General features: G+C 65.0%; 16 protein-coding genes. 8 read left to right on the plus strand and 8 right to left on the minus strand.

Annotated features, from left to right (window positions below; genetic code table 11):
* Position 1: 1 nt before the first annotated feature.
* Positions 2-1,306: an extracellular solute-binding protein gene (locus tag GC088_RS12570; protein ID WP_323959329.1), complete on the minus strand. Its 1,305-nt coding sequence runs from the start codon at positions 1,304-1,306 to the stop codon at positions 2-4.
* A gap of 159 nt (positions 1,307-1,465) precedes the next feature.
* On the opposite strand from GC088_RS12570, the gene GC088_RS12575 reads away from it, so the two are divergent.
* Positions 1,466-2,524, plus strand: coding sequence for a LacI family DNA-binding transcriptional regulator (locus tag GC088_RS12575; protein ID WP_323959330.1), 1,059 nt, complete (start codon positions 1,466-1,468; stop codon positions 2,522-2,524).
* 207 nt (positions 2,525-2,731) lie between these two features.
* Here the strand turns inward: GC088_RS12575 and GC088_RS12580 are convergent, their stop codons facing one another.
* Positions 2,732-2,959: a DUF3073 domain-containing protein gene (locus GC088_RS12580; RefSeq protein WP_323959331.1), complete on the minus strand. Its 228-nt coding sequence runs from the start codon at positions 2,957-2,959 to the stop codon at positions 2,732-2,734.
* A 274-nt stretch (positions 2,960-3,233) separates the two neighbouring features.
* Between GC088_RS12580 and GC088_RS12585 the strand changes: the two genes are divergently transcribed.
* Entirely contained in the window at positions 3,234-4,502 is a 1,269-nt protein-coding gene (locus GC088_RS12585; RefSeq protein WP_323959332.1) for a septum formation family protein, read from the plus strand.
* A 76-nt stretch (positions 4,503-4,578) separates the two neighbouring features.
* Here GC088_RS12585 and clpB read toward each other — a convergent pair whose 3' ends face one another.
* The 3 genes from clpB to GC088_RS12600 form a co-directional block, all read right to left on the minus strand.
* Positions 4,579-7,176 (minus strand): ATP-dependent chaperone ClpB, encoded by a 2,598-nt coding sequence (gene clpB, locus GC088_RS12590; protein ID WP_323959333.1) that lies wholly within the window; start codon positions 7,174-7,176, stop codon positions 4,579-4,581.
* A 117-nt stretch (positions 7,177-7,293) separates the two neighbouring features.
* The gene (locus GC088_RS12595; protein WP_323959334.1) at positions 7,294-8,292 is read right to left on the minus strand and encodes an aldo/keto reductase; all 999 of its coding nucleotides are present in this window, start codon (positions 8,290-8,292) and stop codon (positions 7,294-7,296) included.
* A gap of 87 nt (positions 8,293-8,379) precedes the next feature.
* Positions 8,380-9,747, minus strand: a complete 1,368-nt coding sequence (locus tag GC088_RS12600; protein ID WP_323959335.1) for an MFS transporter — start codon at positions 9,745-9,747, stop codon at positions 8,380-8,382.
* A gap of 291 nt (positions 9,748-10,038) precedes the next feature.
* Here GC088_RS12600 and GC088_RS12605 point away from each other — a divergent pair, with 291 nt between their 5' ends.
* Entirely contained in the window at positions 10,039-12,054 is a 2,016-nt protein-coding gene (locus tag GC088_RS12605) for a penicillin-binding transpeptidase domain-containing protein (RefSeq protein WP_323959336.1), read from the plus strand.
* Positions 12,055-12,115: 61 nt separating this feature from the next.
* Here the strand turns inward: GC088_RS12605 and GC088_RS12610 are convergent, their stop codons facing one another.
* Positions 12,116-12,517 (minus strand): YccF domain-containing protein, encoded by a 402-nt coding sequence (locus GC088_RS12610; protein WP_323959337.1) that lies wholly within the window; start codon positions 12,515-12,517, stop codon positions 12,116-12,118.
* Positions 12,518-12,611: 94 nt separating this feature from the next.
* Here GC088_RS12610 and GC088_RS12615 point away from each other — a divergent pair, with 94 nt between their 5' ends.
* Positions 12,612-14,060, plus strand: coding sequence for an amino acid permease (locus GC088_RS12615; RefSeq protein ID WP_323959338.1), 1,449 nt, complete (start codon positions 12,612-12,614; stop codon positions 14,058-14,060).
* A gap of 97 nt (positions 14,061-14,157) precedes the next feature.
* Here GC088_RS12615 and GC088_RS12620 read toward each other — a convergent pair whose 3' ends face one another.
* Positions 14,158-15,819 (minus strand): DEAD/DEAH box helicase, encoded by a 1,662-nt coding sequence (locus GC088_RS12620; protein WP_323959339.1) that lies wholly within the window; start codon positions 15,817-15,819, stop codon positions 14,158-14,160.
* 289 nt (positions 15,820-16,108) lie between these two features.
* On the opposite strand from GC088_RS12620, the gene GC088_RS12625 reads away from it, so the two are divergent.
* Both GC088_RS12625 and trmB read left to right on the plus strand, forming a co-directional pair.
* The gene (locus GC088_RS12625) at positions 16,109-17,335 is read left to right on the plus strand and encodes a M20 metallopeptidase family protein (protein ID WP_323959340.1); all 1,227 of its coding nucleotides are present in this window, start codon (positions 16,109-16,111) and stop codon (positions 17,333-17,335) included.
* 29 nt (positions 17,336-17,364) lie between these two features.
* Positions 17,365-18,231: a tRNA (guanosine(46)-N7)-methyltransferase TrmB gene (gene trmB, locus GC088_RS12630; RefSeq protein WP_323959341.1), complete on the plus strand. Its 867-nt coding sequence runs from the start codon at positions 17,365-17,367 to the stop codon at positions 18,229-18,231.
* On the opposite strand, the gene GC088_RS12635 is transcribed toward trmB, so the two are convergent.
* Complete coding sequence (locus GC088_RS12635) at positions 18,228-18,815, minus strand: recombinase family protein (RefSeq protein ID WP_323959342.1); 588 nt, start codon at positions 18,813-18,815, stop codon at positions 18,228-18,230. The two genes, trmB and GC088_RS12635, sit on opposite strands and share 4 nt — an antisense overlap.
* Positions 18,816-19,554: 739 nt before the next feature.
* Here GC088_RS12635 and GC088_RS12640 point away from each other — a divergent pair.
* Positions 19,555-19,725, plus strand: a complete 171-nt coding sequence (locus GC088_RS12640; RefSeq protein WP_323959343.1) for a hypothetical protein — start codon at positions 19,555-19,557, stop codon at positions 19,723-19,725.
* 409 nt (positions 19,726-20,134) lie between these two features.
* The gene (locus GC088_RS12645; RefSeq protein WP_323959344.1) at positions 20,135-20,797 is read left to right on the plus strand and encodes a CFI-box extended C-terminal domain-containing protein; all 663 of its coding nucleotides are present in this window, start codon (positions 20,135-20,137) and stop codon (positions 20,795-20,797) included.
* Positions 20,798-21,071: the final 274 nt, after the last annotated feature.

Below are 21,071 nucleotides of genomic sequence, written 5' to 3' on the forward strand. Positions count from 1 at the left end.
CCTACAAACTCTGCATGGCCTTGATGAAGCCGTCTTCATCGATCTGGCCGCTGAAGAACTGCGAAACGGCAGTGTGGATGGTCACGGTTGCCTCGGGCGGGTAGGCCTGGTCCCAGGAGAGCTGGAAGTGCGGCGCGTTCTGCACGAGGTCGAACTGGTACTTGGCGAACTCGGGATCCGCCGCCTGATCGAGGAACTGCTCCGTGTTGGTTGTGGTGGGGAGGTTTCCGATTGCAACCTGCTGCTGCACGAACTCGTCCGAGTACATCAGCTTGAGGAATTCGGCAGCCTCATCCGGGTAGCGGGTGTTCTTGTGGATCGAGTAGAAGTTGTTGGTGTTGCCGGCCAGGTTGTGGGGGTCACCCTTTCCACCTTCAATGGCGGGGAACTCGCTATACCCGAGGACCTCCTCAGCGAACGCGGGGTCCGAATCCTGATGCGTGGCGTAGGCCCACGATCCCATCAGTTCGAAGCCCGCGCGGCCGCTGGAGAGCAGGGCGGGAGATCCGCCGTCGGTGAATTTGACGGAGTCGAAGTTGGTGCCGAAAGCACCCGCATCCACCAGTTCACGGAGCATGCCCAGTGCCTTGCGACTCTCCTCGGACTCCCACACGCTGGTGTCTCCGTCGATTGCCTTCTGGAACAGGTCCTCGCCTGCTACCCGGTCGAAGACGTACTGGAACCACATTTGAGTGGGCCACTGGTCCGCGCCGCCAAGGGCGATCGGCGTAACTCCAATGGCCTTCAGCTTCTCTACCGCGTCGAGCAGCTCATCCCACGTCGCCGGGGGAGCATCGATGCCTGCCTTCTTGAGGACTTCCGAGTTGTTGAACAGCATCACCGGCTGTGTGCCGCGCATCGGCACGCCGTATGCCTTGCCGTCCACCGTCGCCGTCTCGAAAACCGACGGCAGGAAGGCTTCCTTCAGCTGCGGATCTTCCTCGATGTACTCGTCGAGCGGCAGGACGAGGCCGGCATCAACGAAGTTGGCGATGCTTCCGCCGCCCCAGTTGAAGAAGATGTCCGGGGCAGACTCGGTATCAATGATGGTCTGCAGCTTCGTCTGGTAGTCGGCTCCGGGGATGGTGTCGAGTACGATCTTGACGTCGGACGTCTCGTTGAACTTGTCCACCATTGCCTGTTCCACCGTGTTACCGGCGTCCCCGTACACGGCCAGGTGCAGCTCACCTTCGGGTCGGTTGGAAGCGTCGCCGCCTCCTCCGCCACATCCCGCCAGCGTCAGTCCCAGCATCACGGCTGCGGTGCCTGCTAGACCCCGTGCCATCCAGGTTCGGTTGTTCTTCATCGAACGCCTCTCGAAAGTTTCGATGTTTTCATCGAAAGTTACATGATGGATTGAGTGTATATATCGATTCCGGGGATGCGCAAGGAGAAAAAGTGCGACGCGTCACATTAGTTTTTCGATAGGTCTTTCGAAAACTTTCGCTCCATGTATGCTGACACCATGTCGAACGGTACGGAGGAACCAAGGGTAACGCTGGCTCAGTTGGCCTCGGAGGCGGGAGTCTCGCTGGCCACCATCTCCAAGGTGGTGAACGGGCGTTCGGACGTTTCCGCGAAAACTCGCGCGAAAGTTGAGGAGCTACTGGAGCGGCACGGGTACCGACGTCGCCAGTCATCCAACGTCAGGACCGGGCTGGTGGAGTTGGTTTTTCACGAACTGGAAAGCGCGTGGGCTCTGGAGCTGATTCGCGGCGTTGAGAACGTTGCGCGCGAACACGGCATGAGCGTCGTCCTCACGGAGACAGGTACACGGCAAGCGCCCGGAACGGAATGGATCGAGGGTGTGATGGCCCGACGTCCAGCCGGAGTGGTGCTTGTCTTCTCCGACCTTCCTCACGATTTCCGCCAGAAACTTGATGCCCGCGGAATTCCCTTCGTGATCATCGATCCGGCCGGGGACCCCTCACCCGATGTACCCTCCGTGGGCTCCGCAAACTGGGCAGGCGGCATGATGGCCACGCGCCACCTGATCGAACTGGGGCACTCCCGTGTGGCTGTGATCAGCGGCCCCGAAGACATGATGTGTTCGCTCGCCCGCGTTGACGGCTACCGCTCGGCTATGAACATGGCCTCGCTGCCGATAGAACCGGGCTTTATCCGCTACGGCAACTTCCACGTCGACGGCGGGCGCGACCACGCACTGGCGCTGCTGACCAGCGAGGCCCCGCCCACGGCCATCTTTGCCGGCAGCGATCTGCAGGCCCTGGGCGTGCTGGACGCCGCCCGGCAGATCGGCCTGCGGGTCCCGGAGGAACTCTCCATCGTTGGCTACGACGACCTGCAACTGGCCCGGTGGTCAAGTCCTGCCCTCACCACGATCCACCAGCCGCTCATCCAGATGGCAGAGGAAGCGACCCGGATGGTCCTGCGCCTCCGCGAGGGGGAACGCCCCAACAACCTGAGGCTGGACCTTGCCACCAGCCTTGTGGTGCGCCAGAGCACTGCCGCTCCACTCGAACGCAATCGGGAGGCACTGTCCGGAAGCCATAACCGCGGCTGAGCCGGAGCGCTTCCTTTCACAAACGCGTCGGTAGGTTGCAGGATCGTCGGGGCTGTCCGACGATCCTGCAACCTACCGACGTTTCCGTTTGGGCCTGGGCATGAAAGGCGTTGCGTGCACAACAAGAACCAGCGGCCTGACAATTACTGTCGTGGCCGCTGGTTCTTAACGTATGGTGCGGGCTCTCAGCCCAGGCGAAGAGGCTGGTTAACCGATACGGCGAGTGTCGCCGTCGTCCTCTTCATCATCAAACTGGTCCGCGTACTTGTCCTCATACTCCGCGTAGTCCGGTTCAACCGGATCATCATGGCGGGAGGCACGACTACTGGGGCCTGTGAGCTCACGCTGCAGTGCCGAGTAGTCAGTGGCCGGGCTGAAGTACTTCATGTCCCGCGCCTGCTTGGTGGCTTTCGCCTTCTGACGGCCGCGCCCCATGGCGTGACCCCCTTTTGTGCGTCGATCCGGAGGTGGTCGCTTGAGCCTTGAAGCAAGACGTAGCGAGGCCCCGGAGTATCCGGTCAATGTGTCGTACGTATAGGTTACATGCTTTCAGGTACCACGCGCGTCCCGGCCGCCTCGAACACGTCGCAATACCAGCCGCGCCCCGCGTCTCGATCATGCGTTCGGGCAACATTGTTGGCTAAAGTCGGGGGTTAATCGGAGCACAGCCGCCCGCAGCACAGTTGGGCACAGGAGAGGGCAGTTCACTATGAGCGATCAGCCGGGCAAGCCGGAGAACGGCGATTCGGCAGGCGAACCGGCAATACCGGAACCGGTGCTCGTAGATTCCGACGACGTAAGGCTCGCCGATCCTGAGGTTTCGGACGACGCCCTCGAGCCCGATCTCGATACCCCCGCGGAGGCCGTGACCCTGACTGAGCCCTCCCTTGAGCCGGCGGAGATCAGTGCGGAGTCGGCTGACGCCGCATCCCTCGGCGAAGCGGCGTCGGAAGCGGAGGCCGTAGCGCAGGAGGCCGACGAGGTGGGGACCCTGGTTGGCGGCCCGCAGCCGCAGGCGGAGGCCGACGTGGCAGGCACTGCTCCCGCGGGCGGCAAAGCCGGCGATGTCCCTCCCGCCATCACCAACCTCGCGGCGTCAGGCGATGAACCCGGCTGGACGGCGTCGCAGGAAGACCAGGAGCGCTGGGACGCCCTGTTCGAGGAGGGACAGGCGATTGCGTCCCAGCAGGCCGAACCTCCGGCCGCAGGCGCGCCCGCTACCGACGCCGGTGGCCCTGCTGACGACGCCGGTGCCCCCGCTGATGACGACGCCGGTGCCCCCGCTGGCACTGAAGGCGCCCCTGCCTCGCCATGGGCGCAGCCCTTCCCGTCGCCGAAGCCTGCCGCGCAGGCGCAGACGCCTGTCGGCGGGCCCTACGGCTTCCCGCCGGCCGGTGCTTCAGCAGGCGAGCCGGGCCGGGCCGGCAGCAGGCGCGCCACCCGAAGCAACGAGCCGAAAAAGTCGGGCCGAAGCCGGCTCATTGTGGTCGCGGTTGCAGTACTAGTGGTAGCCCTTCTGATTTTCGCGATTGTACGCATTGTGGACGCAGTGCAGGGAAGCGATCCCGGCGCGGGCCCTTCCGCCAATACCACTCCCGGCGCGGACGGAATCATCGCCGAAAATCTCTCGCCCCTTCAGCTCGCCACCGGTGACTGCATTCGAAGCTTCGACTCGGCGAACGTCAGCGCCAATGTCACCACGGTCACCTGCACCACTCCACACAACGCGCAGCTGCTTGCAACCACCAGCCTCCCTGCGGAAGCCGAGTTCCCCGGCGAGGAGTCTCTGGGCGCCAGCGGCGATGAGCTGTGCAATGCCGTCCAGATCGATGAGACGGCAGCAGCTGACTACAGCGGGCTCACCCTCACCCAGGTCACCCCGACGTCGCGCACGTGGGCGGAGGGCGACCGAAGGCTGGACTGCTTCGTGGTCTCTGACGAGGGCAACGTCATCACTGACACACTGCTGGCGCGCTAGCACTGCTGGCGGGCTAGCGGGCGAAGGTCGCGCTAACCCGCCGGCAGGTGTCCTGGCCGTCAGCCGGTGATTTCCGCTAGTCGGTGACGCTGGCGACGCTCAGCCCTTCAGCGCCGTCGGTAGCGCGGTCCACACGCACCTTGTCGCCGTCGCTGATGTCTCCGGCGAGGAGTCCGCGCGCAAGCCGGTCGCCGATCTCGCGCTGCACCAGTCGGCGCAGCGGACGGGCACCGTACGCCGGGTCGAAGCCCGTCAGAGCCAGCCACTCGCGGGCGGCGTCCGTGACATCCAGGGTGAGCCGCCGTTCCTGCAGGCGTCCGGCCAGGGACTGGACCTGCAAATCCACGATCTGCGAGAGCTCCTCGATGCTGAGCGCATCGAACATGATGATGTCGTCCAGCCGGTTCAGGAACTCCGGCTTGAAGCTGACATTCACCACCGACATCACGGCGTCGCGGCGGGCCTTCTCATCGAGCGTCGGGTCGACCAGGAACTGGGAACCGAGGTTCGAGGTCATCACGAGGATGACGTTGCGGAAGTCCACCGTGCGGCCCTGGCCGTCGGTGAGGCGGCCGTCGTCGAGCACCTGCAGCAGGATGTCGAAGACTTCCGGGTGAGCCTTTTCAACCTCGTCCAGCAGCACCACGCTGTAGGGGCGGCGCCGGACGGCCTCGGTGAGCTGTCCACCCTCCTCGTAGCCGACGTAGCCCGGAGGGGCTCCCACCAACCGGGCAACGGCGTGCTTTTCGGAGTACTCGGACATGTCGATGCGCACCATGGCGCGTTCGTCGTCGAACAGGAAGTCCGCCAGGGACTTGGCGAGCTCGGTCTTGCCGACGCCGGTGGGGCCGAGGAACAGGAAGGAGCCGGTGGGCCGGTCCGGGTCGGAGATTCCGGCACGTGCACGGCGTACCGCGTCGGAGACCGACGCCACGGCCTTCTTCTGGCCGATCAGCCGGTTCCCGAGGTTCTCCTCCATGTGCAGGAGCTTCTGGCTCTCGCCCTGCAGCATGCGGCCGGCAGGGATGCCGGTCCACGCCGAAATGACCTCCGCGATGTCGGCTCCAGTAACTTCCTCGGCCACCATCAGCTCAGGCTCGTCTGCGGTACGGGCTTCCTCGGCCTGGGCCTCGTCCAACTCGCGCTGCACCTGTGGGATCTCGCCGTACAGGATGCGCGACGCCGCTTCAAGGTCGCCTTCACGCTGCGCGCGGTCGGCCTGTGAGCGCAATTCATCCAGCTTCGCCTTCAGGTCACCGACCCGGTTCAGCCCGGCCTTTTCGGCTTCCCAGCGGGCGTTCAGCGCGGCCAGCTGCTCCTTGCGGTCGGCCATGTCCGCACGCAGGGCCTCGAGCCGCTCCACGGACGCCTCGTCGGTCTCACCCTCAAGGGCGAGCTCCTCCATGGTCAAACGGTCGACGGCGCGGCGCAGCTGGTCGATCTCCTCCGGTGCGGAGTCAATCTCCATGCGCAGGCGCGACGCTGCTTCATCCACCAAGTCGATGGCCTTGTCGGGCAACTGCCGGCCGGTGATGTAGCGGTTGGACAGCGTGGCTGCCGCAACGAGGGCGGAGTCGGCGATGGAAACCTTGTGGTGCGCCTCGTACCGTTCCTTCAGTCCGCGCAGGATACCGATGGTGTCTTCCACGCTGGGCTCGCCGACGTAGACCTGCTGGAAGCGGCGTTCCAGCGCGGCGTCCTTTTCGATGTTCTCGCGGTACTCATCGAGCGTGGTTGCACCGATCAGGCGCAGTTCACCGCGGGCGAGCATGGGCTTGAGCATGTTGCCGGCGTCCATGGAGCCTTCGGACGCGCCTGCCCCGACGACGGTGTGAAGCTCGTCGATGAACGTGACGATCTGCCCGTTCGACGCCTTGATCTCCTCGAGCACAGCCTTGAGCCGCTCCTCGAACTCGCCGCGGTACTTGGCACCGGCGATCATGGAGCCCAGGTCCAGGCTGATCAGCGTCTTCCCGCGCAGGGATTCCGGCACGTCACCGGCGACCATGCGCTGAGCAAGCCCCTCGACGACGGCGGTCTTGCCGACGCCGGGCTCGCCGATCAGCACCGGGTTGTTCTTGGTGCGGCGGGACAGCACCTGCACCACGCGACGGATTTCGGTGTCCCGCCCGATGACGGGGTCAAGCTTGCCCGAACGTGCAATCTCGGTGAGGTCCACGCCGAACTTCTCGAGCGCCTGGAAGGTGTTCTCCGGGTCCGGGCTGGTGACCCGCCGGTCACCGCGGACGCCCGGAAGCGCCGCCCTCAGCGCATCGAGGGACGCGCCCTCTTCCTTCAGGATGCGGCCGGCCGCGCCGGAATCGGCAGCGATACCCAGCAGCAGGTGCTCGGTGGAGACATAGGAGTCGCCGAGTGTCTCGGCCTCCTGCTGGGCGGCCGTGATGACCTGCAGCATGGGCCGGGAGAACTGCGCCTGCGCCACGGAGGAGCCCGACGACGACGGCAACGCCTTGATCGCGGAGCTCGCCTTGACGCTCACGCTGTCCGCGCCCACACCGGCGCCGGTAAGGAGGGCGACGGCAACGCCGTCGCGCTGGTCCATCAGCGCCTTGAGCAGGTGCACAGGCTCCACCTGCGGGTTCCCCGCCGTGGATGCATTCATGGCGGAAGCGCTCAGCGCTTCCTGGCTCTTGGTAGTGAACTTGGCGTCCATGCCGACCTCCCTGGAGTAGCACAACAACTAAGTTGAGTGTACTACGCTCAACTCTTGAGTGGGATGGTCGCGCGTCCTTTTCACTTCAGGCGAACTGCGCTCAGCGGGCTATTGTTCTCAGCCTTCCCTGCCCTTCGAGACCCATGCCGGATCCGCGCTGCGCTCCCCCACTACAAGGTCCGCGGCGGCATCGAGCACGTCGAGGTCAGCCTCGGAAAGACGGATGCGCAGTGCCGCAAAATTCTCCTCGACACGCTCGGGTTTGCGCGTTCCGGGGATCGGGACCACCGGAAGCCCGAACCGCGAACCTTGCGCGGAAAGCCAGGCCAGTGCCACCTGCGCGGGGGTGGCGCCGGTGTTCAACGCGACGGACTGCACCGCCTCCACGACGGACGCGTTCGCCTTCATGGCGTCGGCACTGAAGCGTGGCACCCGGTGGCGGAAGTCGCCGTCGCCGAGCGAGTCCTGCTGCACGGTACCGGTGAGAAAACCCCGACCCAGGGGTGAGTAGGGAACAAACCCAACGCCTAGCTGAGCCGCTGTGGGCACCACCTGGCGTTCTACGTCGCGGCTCCAAATCGACCACTCGCTCTGCACGGCCGCGATGGGATGCACCGCGTGGGCGGCGGCCAGCTCGTCCGCGGTAACCTCCGACAAACCGAGGAAGCGCACCTTGCCCTCGGAGACGAGCTGGGCCATTGCACCCACGGTCTCCTCGATCGGCACTGACGTGTCCCGCCGGTGCATGTAATAGAGGTCGATGACGTCCGTCCCCAGCCGCTTCAGGCTCGCCTCCGCCGCGCTCCGGACATAGGCGGCATTCCCGCGGACACCGCGATAGCCTGCAGCCGGGCTGCCCTCGATGCCGAACTTGGTGGCCAGCTCCACTTCGTTCCGGCGAACAGAAAGGAGCCGGCCCACGAGTTCCTCGTTGGAGCCGGCTCCGTAAATATCTGCAGTGTCTATGAACGTCACACCGAGGTCCACAGCGGAATGCAGGGTCCTGAGGGCTTCCTCGGGATCCGCACCGCCGTAAACCTCGGTGAGCGCCATGCCACCGAATCCCTGCGCGCTAACCGTAAGACCTGGTGCCAATTCAATCCGGGTTGGGCTCATGCCTTCGATGGTATGCCCGGAGGTTCATCGATCGGGAGGGGGGGTGAGGCCCGGCCAGGGAGGCGACAGAGGTCGCGGTCGGGGTCGTCAGGCCTGGCGGGTAGCAGGTTCGACTGCCTCCACCTCAGCTGTGTCCACCAGCCCCTTGGGCGGAGCATCGTTGCCGGTCCGGCGTTCCTTGAGGAAGTAGACCAGGCCGGCGGCAAGCGTGGATGCCGCGGCGAGGGCGAACAGGCCGGGGATGACGCTGCCCGTCTGCTCCTTGATGATGCCGAAGCCGAACGGGGCCACGAAGCCGCCCAGGTTGCCGAGCGAGTTGATAATCGCGATGGCCGGAGCCAGCACCAGCGGGTGCAGGCCCGACTGCGGGATGGTCCAGAACAGCGGGGATGCGCTCTTGAACCCCATGGCCGCGACGGCCAGGAAGACCAGGGCGAGCACCGGCGTCGTAATTGCGGCAGCGAAGGTGCCGACGGCGGCAACCAGCAGCGCCACGACGAGCAGCGGCTTCTTGGACTTGGCCTTGTCCTGCAGCTTGGCTGCGAAGTACATCGCGAAGACGGCGCAGATCCAGGGGATGGAGGAGAGGAAGCCGACGCTGAGATCGGTGGTGCCGGGGATCTGACGGACAATGCTCGGCAGCCAGAAGGTGTTGGCGTAGATCGAGAGCTGAACGGAGAAGTAGATGCCGCACAGCAGCAGGATCTGGGGGTTGAGGAGCATCTTCCAGCGGTTGACCTTGCCGCCGTCAGCCTTTGCGTGCTGCGCATCCTCTTCGCTGATCGCCTGGGTCAGGGCTTCCTTCTCCCCTGCGGTGAGCCACTTGGCATCCTTGATCTTCGCGTCGAGGACAAAGTACACAGCCATACCGACGACGACGGACAGCGCGCCTTCGAAACCAAAGAGCCACTGCCAGCCGCGCAGGCCCAGCGCGCCGTGCAGGCTGAGCAGGAGGCCGGCGACGGGGCCGGAGATAGCGGCGGCAACCGATGAGCCGGCAATGAATATGGCGGTTGCCTTGCCGCGGTGGGTAGCGGGCACCCAGCGGGCGAAATAGAAGATGACGGCGGGGAAGAAGCCCGCCTCGGCCGCTCCCAGCAGGAAGCGCAGGACGTAGAACATGGTTTCGTTCTGCACGAATGCCATGAGGAAGGAGACGGTGCCCCAGCTGATCATGATGCGGGTCAGCCACACCTTGGCGCCGTACTTCTCCATCATGACGTTGCTGGGAAGTTCAAAGATCGCGTAGGCGATGAAGAACAGACCGGCACCGAAACCATAGGCGGCTGCGCCGATACCAACGTCGGCCTGGAGGTGTTCCTGCGCGTAGCCGATGTTGGATCGGTTCAACTGGTTGCAGACCAGCATGATCAGCATGATCGGCAGCACACGCCTGAAAAATTTCTTGATAGCGGAGGCCAGATCCGGGACAACGGCGTCAACAGACTGCGTCATGGGTGGAAGTTCCTTTGTAATTCGTTCACGGGCGGTCCGCAGACCGGGCGGATGTGCGCGTCCCAGGCTGTTGCGTTACGTAATCGGGAGCACATCGAGACCCGATCCTACTGGGCATAATTGGGGCCACAATTCATGCTTGGCGGGTATCATTCGATGCGCGGAGAGCACGGCATGCATCTTCTGCGACGGTTCCGCGGATCCGGCCCTCCCCTCCGCATCTCGTGGTTGCCGTCACGTTCTTGGCACAGTGAGGAAGAACACAGGAGGCCCTGCGCAATAATTAGAGCCATGGGATTCCCGGGGAAAGCCAAAAGAACGTCCGTTCTGACCGTCGCGATGATGGCCCTGACGCTCGCGTCCTGCAGCAACAGCGGTCCGACAGCGGAGGACGCCGCGGCCCAGCTTGCGGAGGGGCTCACCGGCGGCGACATCAGCGGAGTGAATTTCGGCGCCGTCCCTGCGGAGGACGCGAACGCGCAGCTCGAAGAGATCACCGCGCCCCTGGATCCCTTCTCTCCCACCGTCACTGTGACCGGCGTTGAATCCACCGGAGACGACACTGCCACGGCTGAGCTCAACCACGTCTGGGACCTGGATGAGACCGATTCCGACTGGACCTACACCACCACCGCTGAGCTCACCCGGGTTGAAGATGCCTGGCAGGTGACGTGGGATCCCGCCGTCGTAGTCCAGAACCTGAGCGCTGACGCGGCGCTGAGCGTTTCCCGGACCCCGGCGGAGCGTGCGGAAATCCGCGGCGCGGGAGGCGAGGTGATCGTGACGGAACGTCCGGTGATCCGGGTGGGAATCGACAAGACCCGGTTGGAAGCTGGCGATTTCGAGTCCTCCGCGGCGGCCCTCGCGGAGCTGGTGGGGCTCGATCCCGCTACCTACACGGAGCAGGTGGCCGGTGCAGGCGAGGAGGCGTTCGTCGAGGCGATCGTCTTCCGCGACAACGACGACATCCCGGTGTCAACCGAGGAACTGAACGAGATACCCGGGGCTGTCGGCATTCCGGATTCCCTGCCGCTTGCTCCCACCCGCACCTTTGCCCGGGAGCTGCTCGGCAGCGTGGGAGCGGCAACCGAGGAGCTCATCGACAACTCCGAGGGGAGACTCGAAGCCGGTGACGTGACCGGCCTGTCCGGCCTCCAACTGCAGTATGACGAGCAGTTGGGCGGCCAGCCCGGCATGACCATCGAGGCGGTCACCGGAGAAGGAGAAGCGCGCACCAGCGAGGTGCTGTTCGAGAAGGAGCCGACTGCCGGCGAGCCGCTGAACCTGACCCTTGACCCGGCTCTGCAGACGCTCGCCGAGGACGTGCTCGCCGAGGAGCCGTCCGCCTCATCCATCGTCGCCATCCGACCCTCAACGGGCGAGATCCTCACCGTTGCCAACGGACCCGGCAGCGAGGGCATGCAGTCCGCCCTGCTGGGTCAGTACCCGCCGGGGTCTACTTTCAAGGTGGCCACGTCGCTCGCCCTGCTCCGCAACGGCTTCACCCCTGAGACACCCACCGACTGCCCTCCCGAGCTTGAGGTCGAGGGGCGCACCTTCGCCAACGTACCCGGCTACCCCGCCGAGTTCACCGGCGAGATCCCGCTTCTTCAGTCGCTCGCCCAGTCCTGCAACACGGGCTTCATCTCCCAGCGCGACGTCGTCTCGCAGGAGGCGCTTGCGACGGCGGCAGCGGACCTCGGCATCGGTGTCGACGTCGCGATCGGCACCCCTGCCTTCTTCGGCTCGGTGCCGACGGAAGCAGACGGAACCACCCATGCGGCCTCCATGATCGGTCAGGGCGAGGTGCTCGTCTCCCCGCTCTCGCTGGCCATCATGGCCGCATCAGTGGGAGCCGGAGAGCGCATCGCTCCGACGCTCCTGGCGAGCGCCCCCGGGGAGGCGGCGCCGTCGTCGTCGGCTGGGTCGTCGGCTGAAGCGTCGGCTGAGGCAACCGGTGAGGCCGAGGCAACCGGCGAGGCAACGGAAGGAGCCTCGCCGAGCGGCGAGGCAAGCGAGCCGCCACCCAGCAACCTCACCCCGGAAGAGGCGGCCGACCTGAGGGAGATGATGGGCGCCGTCGTCACCGTGGGGGGCGCGCAACTGCTAGCCGACATTCCGGGCGAACCGGTGCTGGCCAAGACCGGCACGGCCGAGTTCGGGACGGAGGATCCGCCGCAGACGCACGCGTGGGTGGTGGCGCTGCAGGGCGACCTGGCTGTGGCCGTGTTCGTCGGCGAAGGCGAGCGCGGCTCCATCTCCGGCGGACCGCTGATGGAGGAGTTCCTCCGCGGCGCGGCCCAGTAACCGGCGCCCATTCCGGCGCGGAAGCAAGCGCCTGAAGCAGGCGTCGGAAGCAAGCCGGAAGTTAGCGCACCTGCGGGAACATGGTTCCGCTGGAGGGCACAATCTCCTTGCCGAGCGGCATGAGGGAGACCGGAATCAGCTTGATGTTCGCGATGCCCAGCGGGATGCCGATGATGCTGAGGAACATCGGAATGGACGTCAGTACGTGCCCGATGGCGATCCAGATTCCGGCGACCACCACCCAGATGACGTTGCCGATCGTGGAGAAGAAGTAGGTGCGGCCGCCGCGGTCCACCACTGAGCGGCCGAAAGGCCAGAGCGCGTAGGCGCCGATCCGGAAGGATGCTATCCCGAAGGGGATCGTGACAATGAGCAGGCAGCACACAATTCCTGCGACGAAATACCCGATGGCCAGCCAGATTCCGCCGAAAATGAGCCAAATGATGTTCAGAATCGCGTTCATGGGTCTATTCTTCCCATCATCGGAATCAGGAACCATACGGGGTTGCCCTGAGCAGACCCGGAGCAGGTAAACACCCTGGCGATGGGAGACGGACATGGCTGTGCAGAACGCCCATTCGATCATGCGGCGGAAATCGATCGCGCAAATGGACGACGAAGCCGAGAAGAGCGGGCTGTTCAAGAGCCTCGGGCTCTGGCAGCTGACAGCTATCGGCGTCGGCGGCATTATCGGCATCGGCATCTTCACGCTGGCGGGCCTGGTGGCGAGCGGGCAGGAGGGCGGTGAGGGTGCCGGACCCGCGGTCCTAATCTCGTTCCTCATCGCCGGGCTAGCGAGCGCGGCGGCCGCACTCTCCTATGCGGAGTTCGCGGGGATGATTCCGCGGGCGGGGTCGGCCTACACCTACGGTTACGTCGCGCTGGGGGAGATCATCGGCTGGTTCATCGGTTGGGACCTGCTGCTGGAGTACATCGCGATTGTCGCCGTCGTGGCGATCGGCATCTCGGGCTACTTCACGGAGTTCCTCGGCGGAATCGGAGTGGAGGTTCCGGTCTGGATGCAGGGAACGGGCGACACCGTCGAGGGCGGTGTGGTGAACCTCCCGGCGATCGTGGTCTGCCTGTTCATCACCTTCATCCTGAGCCGCGGCACCAAGACGTTCGGGCGGTTCGAGCTGGTGGCCGTGGCGCTGAAGATCCTGTTGATCCTGTTCATCATCGGCCTGGGATTCTTCTACGTCAGCGCCGAGAACTACACGCCGTTCATGCCCAACGGATTCGGTGCAGTGTTCACGGGCGCCGCCGTCGTATTCTTCGCCGTGTTCGGGTATGACGCCATGAGCACCGCCGCCGAGGAAGCCGAGGACGGCAAGAAGCACATGCCCAAGGCGATCCTGCTCTCGCTGGCCATCGCCATGGGCCTGTACATCCTGGCCACCCTGGTGCTCACGGGCATGCAGAACTGGGAGGAGCTTGACACCAGCGCGGCCTTCGCCGTCGCCTTCCAGTCCGTGGGGCTGCCGGTGATCGCCACCATCATCTCCGCCTTCGCGGTCATCTCCATCCTCACCGTGATGCTCACCTTCCTGCTCGGTGTCACGCGTGTGTGGTTCTCCATGAGCCGCGACGGGCTTCTCCCCCGCTGGTTCTCGGAAACCGACCGGCACGGCACTCCGCAGCGGGTGACCTGGATCGCCGGGATCGCGTCGGCGTTCCTCGCCGGGGTGTTCCCCATCCGCCTGATCGCCGACCTTACGAACATCGGAATCCTCGCCGCGTTCGTCGTCGTGTGCCTCGCCGTGATCGTCCTGCGCTACAAGCGGCCCGACCAGCCGCGGACCTTCCGCCTGCCGCTCATGCCGATCATCCCGGCCTTCGGCGTCCTCGCTTCCCTGTTCCTGATCCTGCAACTCGAACCCGGAACCTGGCTGCGCTTCGGCATCTGGCTGCTGATCGGACTGGTGATCTACTTCGCCTACAGCAAGCGCAACTCCGTGATGAACCCGAACAGCCCGCGCTACCAGGAAGTCATCCACGACGAGTAGCGGCGGTAACCAGGCAAGAAACGCAAACTGCCCACCGGCCGGAAGGCTCGGTGGGCAGTTCTGTTGCGGCTCTGATCAGCCGGCTGGTAGCGGCTCGCTAGCGGCCGCGGCGCTCGTTCGACGCCGGTGCGCTGGCCCTGCGGGATCCGCTGCGGCGGGCGGCCGCCGGGCGGGCCGACGACGTTGCGGGAGCGTGTGAACGCTGCTGGCCGGAGCCGGCCTGCGCCTTGGGCTGCGAGCTGCGCGAACCGCCGGCGCTGTGCGCGGCGACGTCGTTCGAGCGGGCAGGACGCAACCTGCGGCTGCGGTTGCCGTTAGCCGCACCTTCACCGGTACGACGACGGTCGCCGCCCTCGGTGCCGAAGCGCGGCGCCTGCGGCTGGTCCCGGCGTCGTTCCGCCCGGTTCCCCTGCGGCTCGGCAGCCACCTTGCCGCGTCCGCCCCGTCCGCCCCGGCCACCGGCCGCGGGAGCGGCACCGGCACGGCGGGCACGCTTGCGCTGGGCGTTGGCGCCGGTGGAGGTTCCGGGGCCGCGCGAGGCGCTCTCCCGGCTCGCGAGCAACGCGGCGCGGGTGCGCGGGTCAACCTTCTCGGCCACCTCTCCGATGAGCTTGCCGACCAGCGGCGAGGTGGGGGCAACAGTCTCGAACGCGACGTCGACGCCGGCCGCCCTCATCAGCTTCTGCACTTCGCTCTTCTGCTCGGGCAGGGTGATGGTGACGACGGTGCCGTCCGAGCCGGCGCGGGCCGTACGTCCGGAGCGGTGCAGGTAGGCCTTGTGCTCGGTGGGCGGATCGACGTGGACCACCAGCTCGACGTCGTCAACGTGTACGCCGCGTGCTGCCACGTCGGTGGCGACCAGGACCTTCACCCCGCCGGAGGAGAACTCGGCGAGGTTCCGGTCACGGGCGTTCTGCGAGAGGTTGCCGTGCAGGTCCACGGCGGGGATGCCGGCGTCGGTCAGGGTCTTGGCGAGCTTGCGCGCGTGGTGCTTGGTGCGCATGAAGAGGACGCGCTTGCCCGCACCGGAAGCCAGTTGCACAACGAGCTGCTTCTTCTGAGTCTGATCGCCGATCATCAGCACGTGGTGCTCCATGGTGGTGACCGCGGCCTGCGGGTCGTCCACCGAATGGGTGACCGGGTTGGACAGGTAGCGCTGCACCAGCTTGTCCACGCCGTTGTCCAGCGTGGCCGAGAACAGCAGGCGCTGCCCGTCGGACGGGGTGGTGTCCAGCAGCTTCTTCACCACGGGGAGGAAGCCGAGGTCGGCCATGTGGTCGGCCTCGTCGAGCACGGTAATCTCCACCGACTCCAGGGTGACCAGCTTCTGGCGCATGAGGTCCTCGAGGCGGCCGGGGCAGGCGATCACAATGTCGACGCCGGCGCGCAGCGCCTTCTCCTGGCGCGCCTGGGACACGCCGCCGTAGATGACGGTGGTGTTGAGGCCGAGCTCTTCGGCGAGCGGCTCGACCGTCGCATTGATCTGGGTGGCGAGCTCGCGGGTCGGTGCCAGGACCAGGGCCAGCGGGCGGCCGGGCTTGCGGCGGTAGGCGGCTTCGCGCTCGGCCATTCGTGCCACGAGCGGAAGGCTGAAGGCCAGGGTCTTGCCGGAGCCGGTGCGGCCGCGGCCCAGCACGTCCTTGCCCTTGAGGGTGTCGGGGAGGGTCTTCACCTGGATGGGGAACGGCTCGGTGATTCCCTGGTTGGTGAGGGTACGGACAAGCGCTGACGGCACGCCAAGCGCAGCAAAGGTAGTCATGTAAGGAACACGAACTTTCTTCTCATCTTCCCTTCGCACCGGTTGGTGCGCAGGGTCCGCCGAAGGAAAGTCAGACAGTGTCAACCGCTCTCACGCTGTCGGGAGAAATCCGCGGGACAAAAGAATGCGTTCATCGACGCAGGCTGCAGCTCAACCGCTGCAAGCAAGTCCCTCCAGTCTACCAGCGCAGTGCTTGCACTCCTGACGGGGCTTGGCGATGATGGAGCGCGTGTGAGCGCCGTCACCCTTACTGCGCCGCCGGTACCTGACCATCCCGCAGGAGGACACCATGACTGCTGACACCATCCGGTCCGATGCAGCAAGCCTTTCCGAAGAAGTCGCCGATCTGCGCCACCGCCTTCATCGCGAACCCGAGATCGGCCTGCACCTGCCCCGCACCCAGGAGAAGGTGCTCGAAGCCCTCGACGGGCTGCCCTTCGAAATCACCACCGGCACGGATACGACGTCGGTCACCGCGGTCCTGCGCGGAACCGCACCGTCCGCTGCGGAGCAGAAGCCGGTGGTCCTGCTCCGCGGCGACATGGACGCGCTCCCCGTGCAGGAACAGACGGGCGTCCCGTACGCCTCACGCATCGACGGCGCAATGCACGCCTGCGGACACGACCTGCATACCGCGATGCTCGCCGGAGCCGGCCGGCTCCTGGCCGACCGGCGGAACCAACTGGCCGGCGACGTCGTACTCATGTTTCAGCCCGGCGAGGAAGGTTTCGACGGCGCGGGGGTGATGATCCGCGAAGGCGTGCTGGAGGCAGCGGGACGCCGGCCGGATGCGGCGTACGGCATCCACGTGGTGTCCTCGCTGCTGCCGAACGGAGTGTTCGCGAGCCGGTCGGGCACGCTGATGTCGGCGTCGGACGGATTGTTCGTGACCATTCATGGGGCGGGCGGACACGGCTCGGCGCCGCACCGGGCGAAGGATCCGGTGACGGTGGCGGCCGAGGTAGTCACGAGCCTGCAGACGATGATCACGCGCCAGTTCGACATGTTCGACCCGGTGGTCCTGACAGTGGGCGTTCTCCACGCGGGCACCAAGCGGAACGTGATTCCTGAGTCGGCCAGGATCGAGGCGACCATCCGAACGTTCTCCGAAGCCAACCGCGAGCTCATGCGGACGGCCATTCCCCGTCTGGTGAACGGCATTGCGGAAGGGCACGGCCTGCACGCCAGTGTGGAGTACGAGACCGAGTACCCGCTCACGGTGACCGACCCCGGCGAGACGTCCATCCTGGAGAACCGGGTGAAGGAGCTGTTCGGCGATTCGCGGTACCTGCAGATGGCGAACCCGCTGAGCGGGTCGGAGGATTTCTCGCGCGTGCTGGCCGCTGTTCCGGGAAGTTTTGTGTTCCTGTCCGCTGTGGAACCGGGCGCCGATCCGGCGGGCACTGCGTTCAACCACTCCCCCTACGCGGCCTTTGACGACAGCGTCCTTGCCGACGGCACCGCGCTCTACGCACAGCTGGCCATGGCGCGCATTGAAGAACTCGCCGGCGCCTGATTTTGGGGGCCTTGGCTACGCTTGTAGGGATGAACACCTCCTCTGACCCCTTATCCCGCCCCGCCCACCCCGTCTCATTTGTGCGGCGCGGGTCGCGGCTGCAGGGCCGTCGTCGTGATGCCTGGGACGAGCTGTCAGAGGGGCTGGTGGTGGATGTCCCCCGCGCGTCCGCGGCGGATACGTCGGTGGATCCTTCGTGGGAGTACGACGCCGCTGCCTCCTTTGGTCGCGAGGCTCCCCTGGTGGTGGAGGTCGGTTCGGGATTGGGCGAGGCCGTGGCACATGCCGCCGCGGAGCATCCGGAGCGCAATTTCCTGGCTATGGAGGTCTACCGGCCGGGGTTGGCGCAGACGCTGTTGCGCATTGATCAGCGAGGGCTAACCAATGTCCGGGTGGCGCAGGTGAATGCGGCTGAGGCGCTCGCGACCATGATCCGTCCGGCGTCGGTTGCCGAGCTGTGGGTGTTCTTTCCTGATCCCTGGCACAAGACGCGGCACCACAAGCGACGCCTGGTGAAGGACACGTTCATCGAGCTGGCAGGGCGCGTGCTTGAGCCGGGTGGAATCCTGCGGCTCGCGACGGACTGGTCGGATTACGCGGTGCAGATGCGCGGCGCAGCCGACGCCTCGCCGCTTTTCGAGAACCTTCACGCCGGCGAGCGGGTTGGAGCGGAGAGTCCTTTGACGCAGGTGTGGGCCAGCGGCGTCGAGCATGTGGTGGGTGGCAATCCGCTGCGCGAGGGCAGGGAGCGCGCGGGTACCGCATCAGCCGGCGAGGGCGAGGACCTGGTCGGCGGCTGGGCACCCCGGTTTGAGGGCCGTGTGCTGACAAGTTTTGAGAACAAGGCGCACACTGCCGGCCGGATGATCTTCGATCTCACGTACCGCCGGGTCTAGCGGCCTTTGGCGGCCCGTTGCAGCGCGCGCCGTTGGATTTCGCGGTAAATCGTGGTGCGCGAGACCGCGAAAAGTTCGGCGAGTTCCATTTGCGTGTACTTGCCCGAATCCACCAGCTCGAGCAGGTGACGGCGGCGTGGCAGCGACAGTTTTGGCTGCTTGCCGCGCAACCGGCCCTTTGCCCTGGCGACGGCCATACCTTCCCTGGTTCTCGCTCGAATCAGGTCGCTTTCAAATTCGGCGACCATGCCGAGGACGTTGAAGAGCAGGCGTCCCACGGGGTCGGTGGGATCGTAGACACTGCCGCCGAGACTGAGGGCAACGCCCTTGCGGGTGAGTTCGTCGGCGATGTCGCGAGCGTCAGTTAGAGAGCGCGCGAGGCGGTCGAGCTTGGTGACGACAAGGGTGTCCCCTGCTCTTACCGCGGCCATCGCTTCGCGAAGTCCGGGGCGGGCGCGGTTGGTTCCCGTGAGGCCGCGATCCACGAAGATGTAGGTGGGATCAACGCCCAGGGCTTCCAGTCCATGCTGCTGGATGGTGAGGTCTTGCTCGACTGTTGAGACCCGCGCGTAGCCGATCTTCATGAATTAAGTGTGGCACTTTTGGGCTTTTGCGGGGCACCTTTGAGCAACCTTCACCGGGCAAACCACCGTGCCGGTTATTCGTGCGATTGGCGGACTGGCGGCATTTGCCCGTGTTGAAGCCTGGGAGTCTGCACTATGCCGGTTCGGCTTACGGGGTGACTTACTTGGCGATCGCAGCCCTGGTCAACATGAAGGGGCGGTCCTGCAGCGTGTGCTGGTTACGGCTGGACCGGCTCACGGGACACTTTGAATTGCCCAACGGAACAGACCCCTTGCGGGATGTTGTGACCCGCCCGGAAACAGAAAGTGCCATTCCTGCTTCCGCTCCGAGATACGGCGTCGCTGGGTTCTGTTCATTTCCGGGAAGCACGGAATACGTCGACTCCTACGTTCGTCGCGGTACACGCCACGCGACGGGCGCACTGGGAAACCTCGCCAAACATGATGATCCGTGCTGTCCCCCATCAGCGGGTTCTCGACGCGATCCTGAATGTCCTGGGTGAGAACACCCAACAATCCTCTGGCGCCACCGACCGGATGATGCGGCAGGTCAGCGCTACTTGAGGCTGAGCATGGCGTCGGAACCGTGCCACTGCCGTCGACCTCTACCTTCCAGCGTTTGCTCCGCCGGCTGGCAGAGGGCCGGCACGCGACAAGTCCTGCGCGGACCAGGCGAACGCTGGCGCAGCAGCCCGGTGGCCTGTTCGGTGCCGTCTACCCGGTGCGGCCCGGTTAACTGATGCAGACCTATTCCACGCCCCTGGATATCGCCGTTGAACTCGGTGACGGTGTCATTGGACGGGTTGAGTTGACGGCCATGGTCGATAACGCCACACGCAGTATCCCCGCCGCTGTCATCCGACCTACGACAAAGGCCGTGGACGCGGCGTTGCTTTGGCCCGGTGCATGACCCCGGAACTCAACCGCCCCGGATGGGCGGCGGCCCTAGGCGCGGCGGGGGCCGGCACGGTTGCCAGCGCAGCTAGGAGCCCCGAAGGCAAATCGGCCAGTGTTTCGTAGTCGAGTTCCGGAGTGTCGGGTGGCGCCGGATGAGGTTTTCGAGGAATGATCGCATGAGGAATTCCTGTTGGTCTTGGTTGTTTAGTCGCTTTCATGACTAACAGGAATTTCCTTCATTAACAACCTGGTGCCGCACTTCCCTTTGACCAGGTCAGAGATTGTTTTGGGCTAGAAACAACAGCCCTGGATAGGGTGTGTGCGGGACACATCCGGGTGATCCCGAAATTGTGCTCTCCCGAAGGAGTCTGCTGCCGATGTTCCCACCCGAGATTCAACGGTGCCACTCTAAACTGCAACCGTTGCAGGCGAAGCTGATGGATGCCGGATCGAACTCGCAAGCTTCTGTTGCCCAGATCTACGAGTGGGACAGGCAGTGCTTCGTGATCGGTGTCGAGATGAATATTCTGACGAGGCAGTACGGTTTCCCCGACATCGAGTTGGGTGAAGCTGCCGGCCTCGCGGCGCTCCGCATGAGCGTGCTGATGGCTCTCCTGCGTCGGGCGCCAGATGGTGTTGTCTCCAAGGCGGAGTTGCTCGACCTAATTGCGCAATTGAAGGATCTGTACTCTACCGCCGAGAAGTACGCTTCCCGAGCTAATGCCTACAATCAGCAGATAACAATTGAATATGGTGAGCGACTCGCGCAGCTCGCCGTATTCGAGCAGAACATTGACAAGTTTATGAGGCGGGAGACGAACCCGTTCACTCAGGGTGGGCGACAGGCGGCGAGCGGTGGGTGTTACATCGCGACTGCCGTGTACGGATCATATGAACATCCGTCCGTTATTGTTCTACGTCGGTTCAGAGACGATCGGCTTCAGACCTCAGCACTTGGTCGCGCGTTCGTCAGGGGCTACTACTGGGTCAGCCCGATTTTCGCCCGCTACTTCTCTTCTATCAGTTGGCTGAATCACCGCGCTCGGAATCTCCTTGACCGATTCGTCAGGTATCTCGAGCGCTGATTCCATTGGTGGTTCTGAACGCTGTGGATACTCGATCAGCGTCGGCCTGACGATCGTTGCGGGCGCCTTCACTTTCGCTCTTGCGTTGTTTCGGCCGATCTCGACGAAGGAGTCCAATCGGAACCGGCGCCTATCGCGGTTCGGGTCTTTCGTTACTCTGGGCAGCGCCGTGTGGACCGCACTCACCATCTGGGGCCTATCGCCCATAGCGGGAGCCGGTATCCTCGCTTGTTCGGTGCTAGCGTTCACATGTCTCCACGGTTGGTTTCGCATC

Origin of the sequence: Arthrobacter sp. JZ12, assembly GCF_035189165.1 — a bacterium.
In the GTDB taxonomy this organism is placed as follows: Bacteria; Actinomycetota; Actinomycetes; order Actinomycetales; family Micrococcaceae; genus Arthrobacter_D.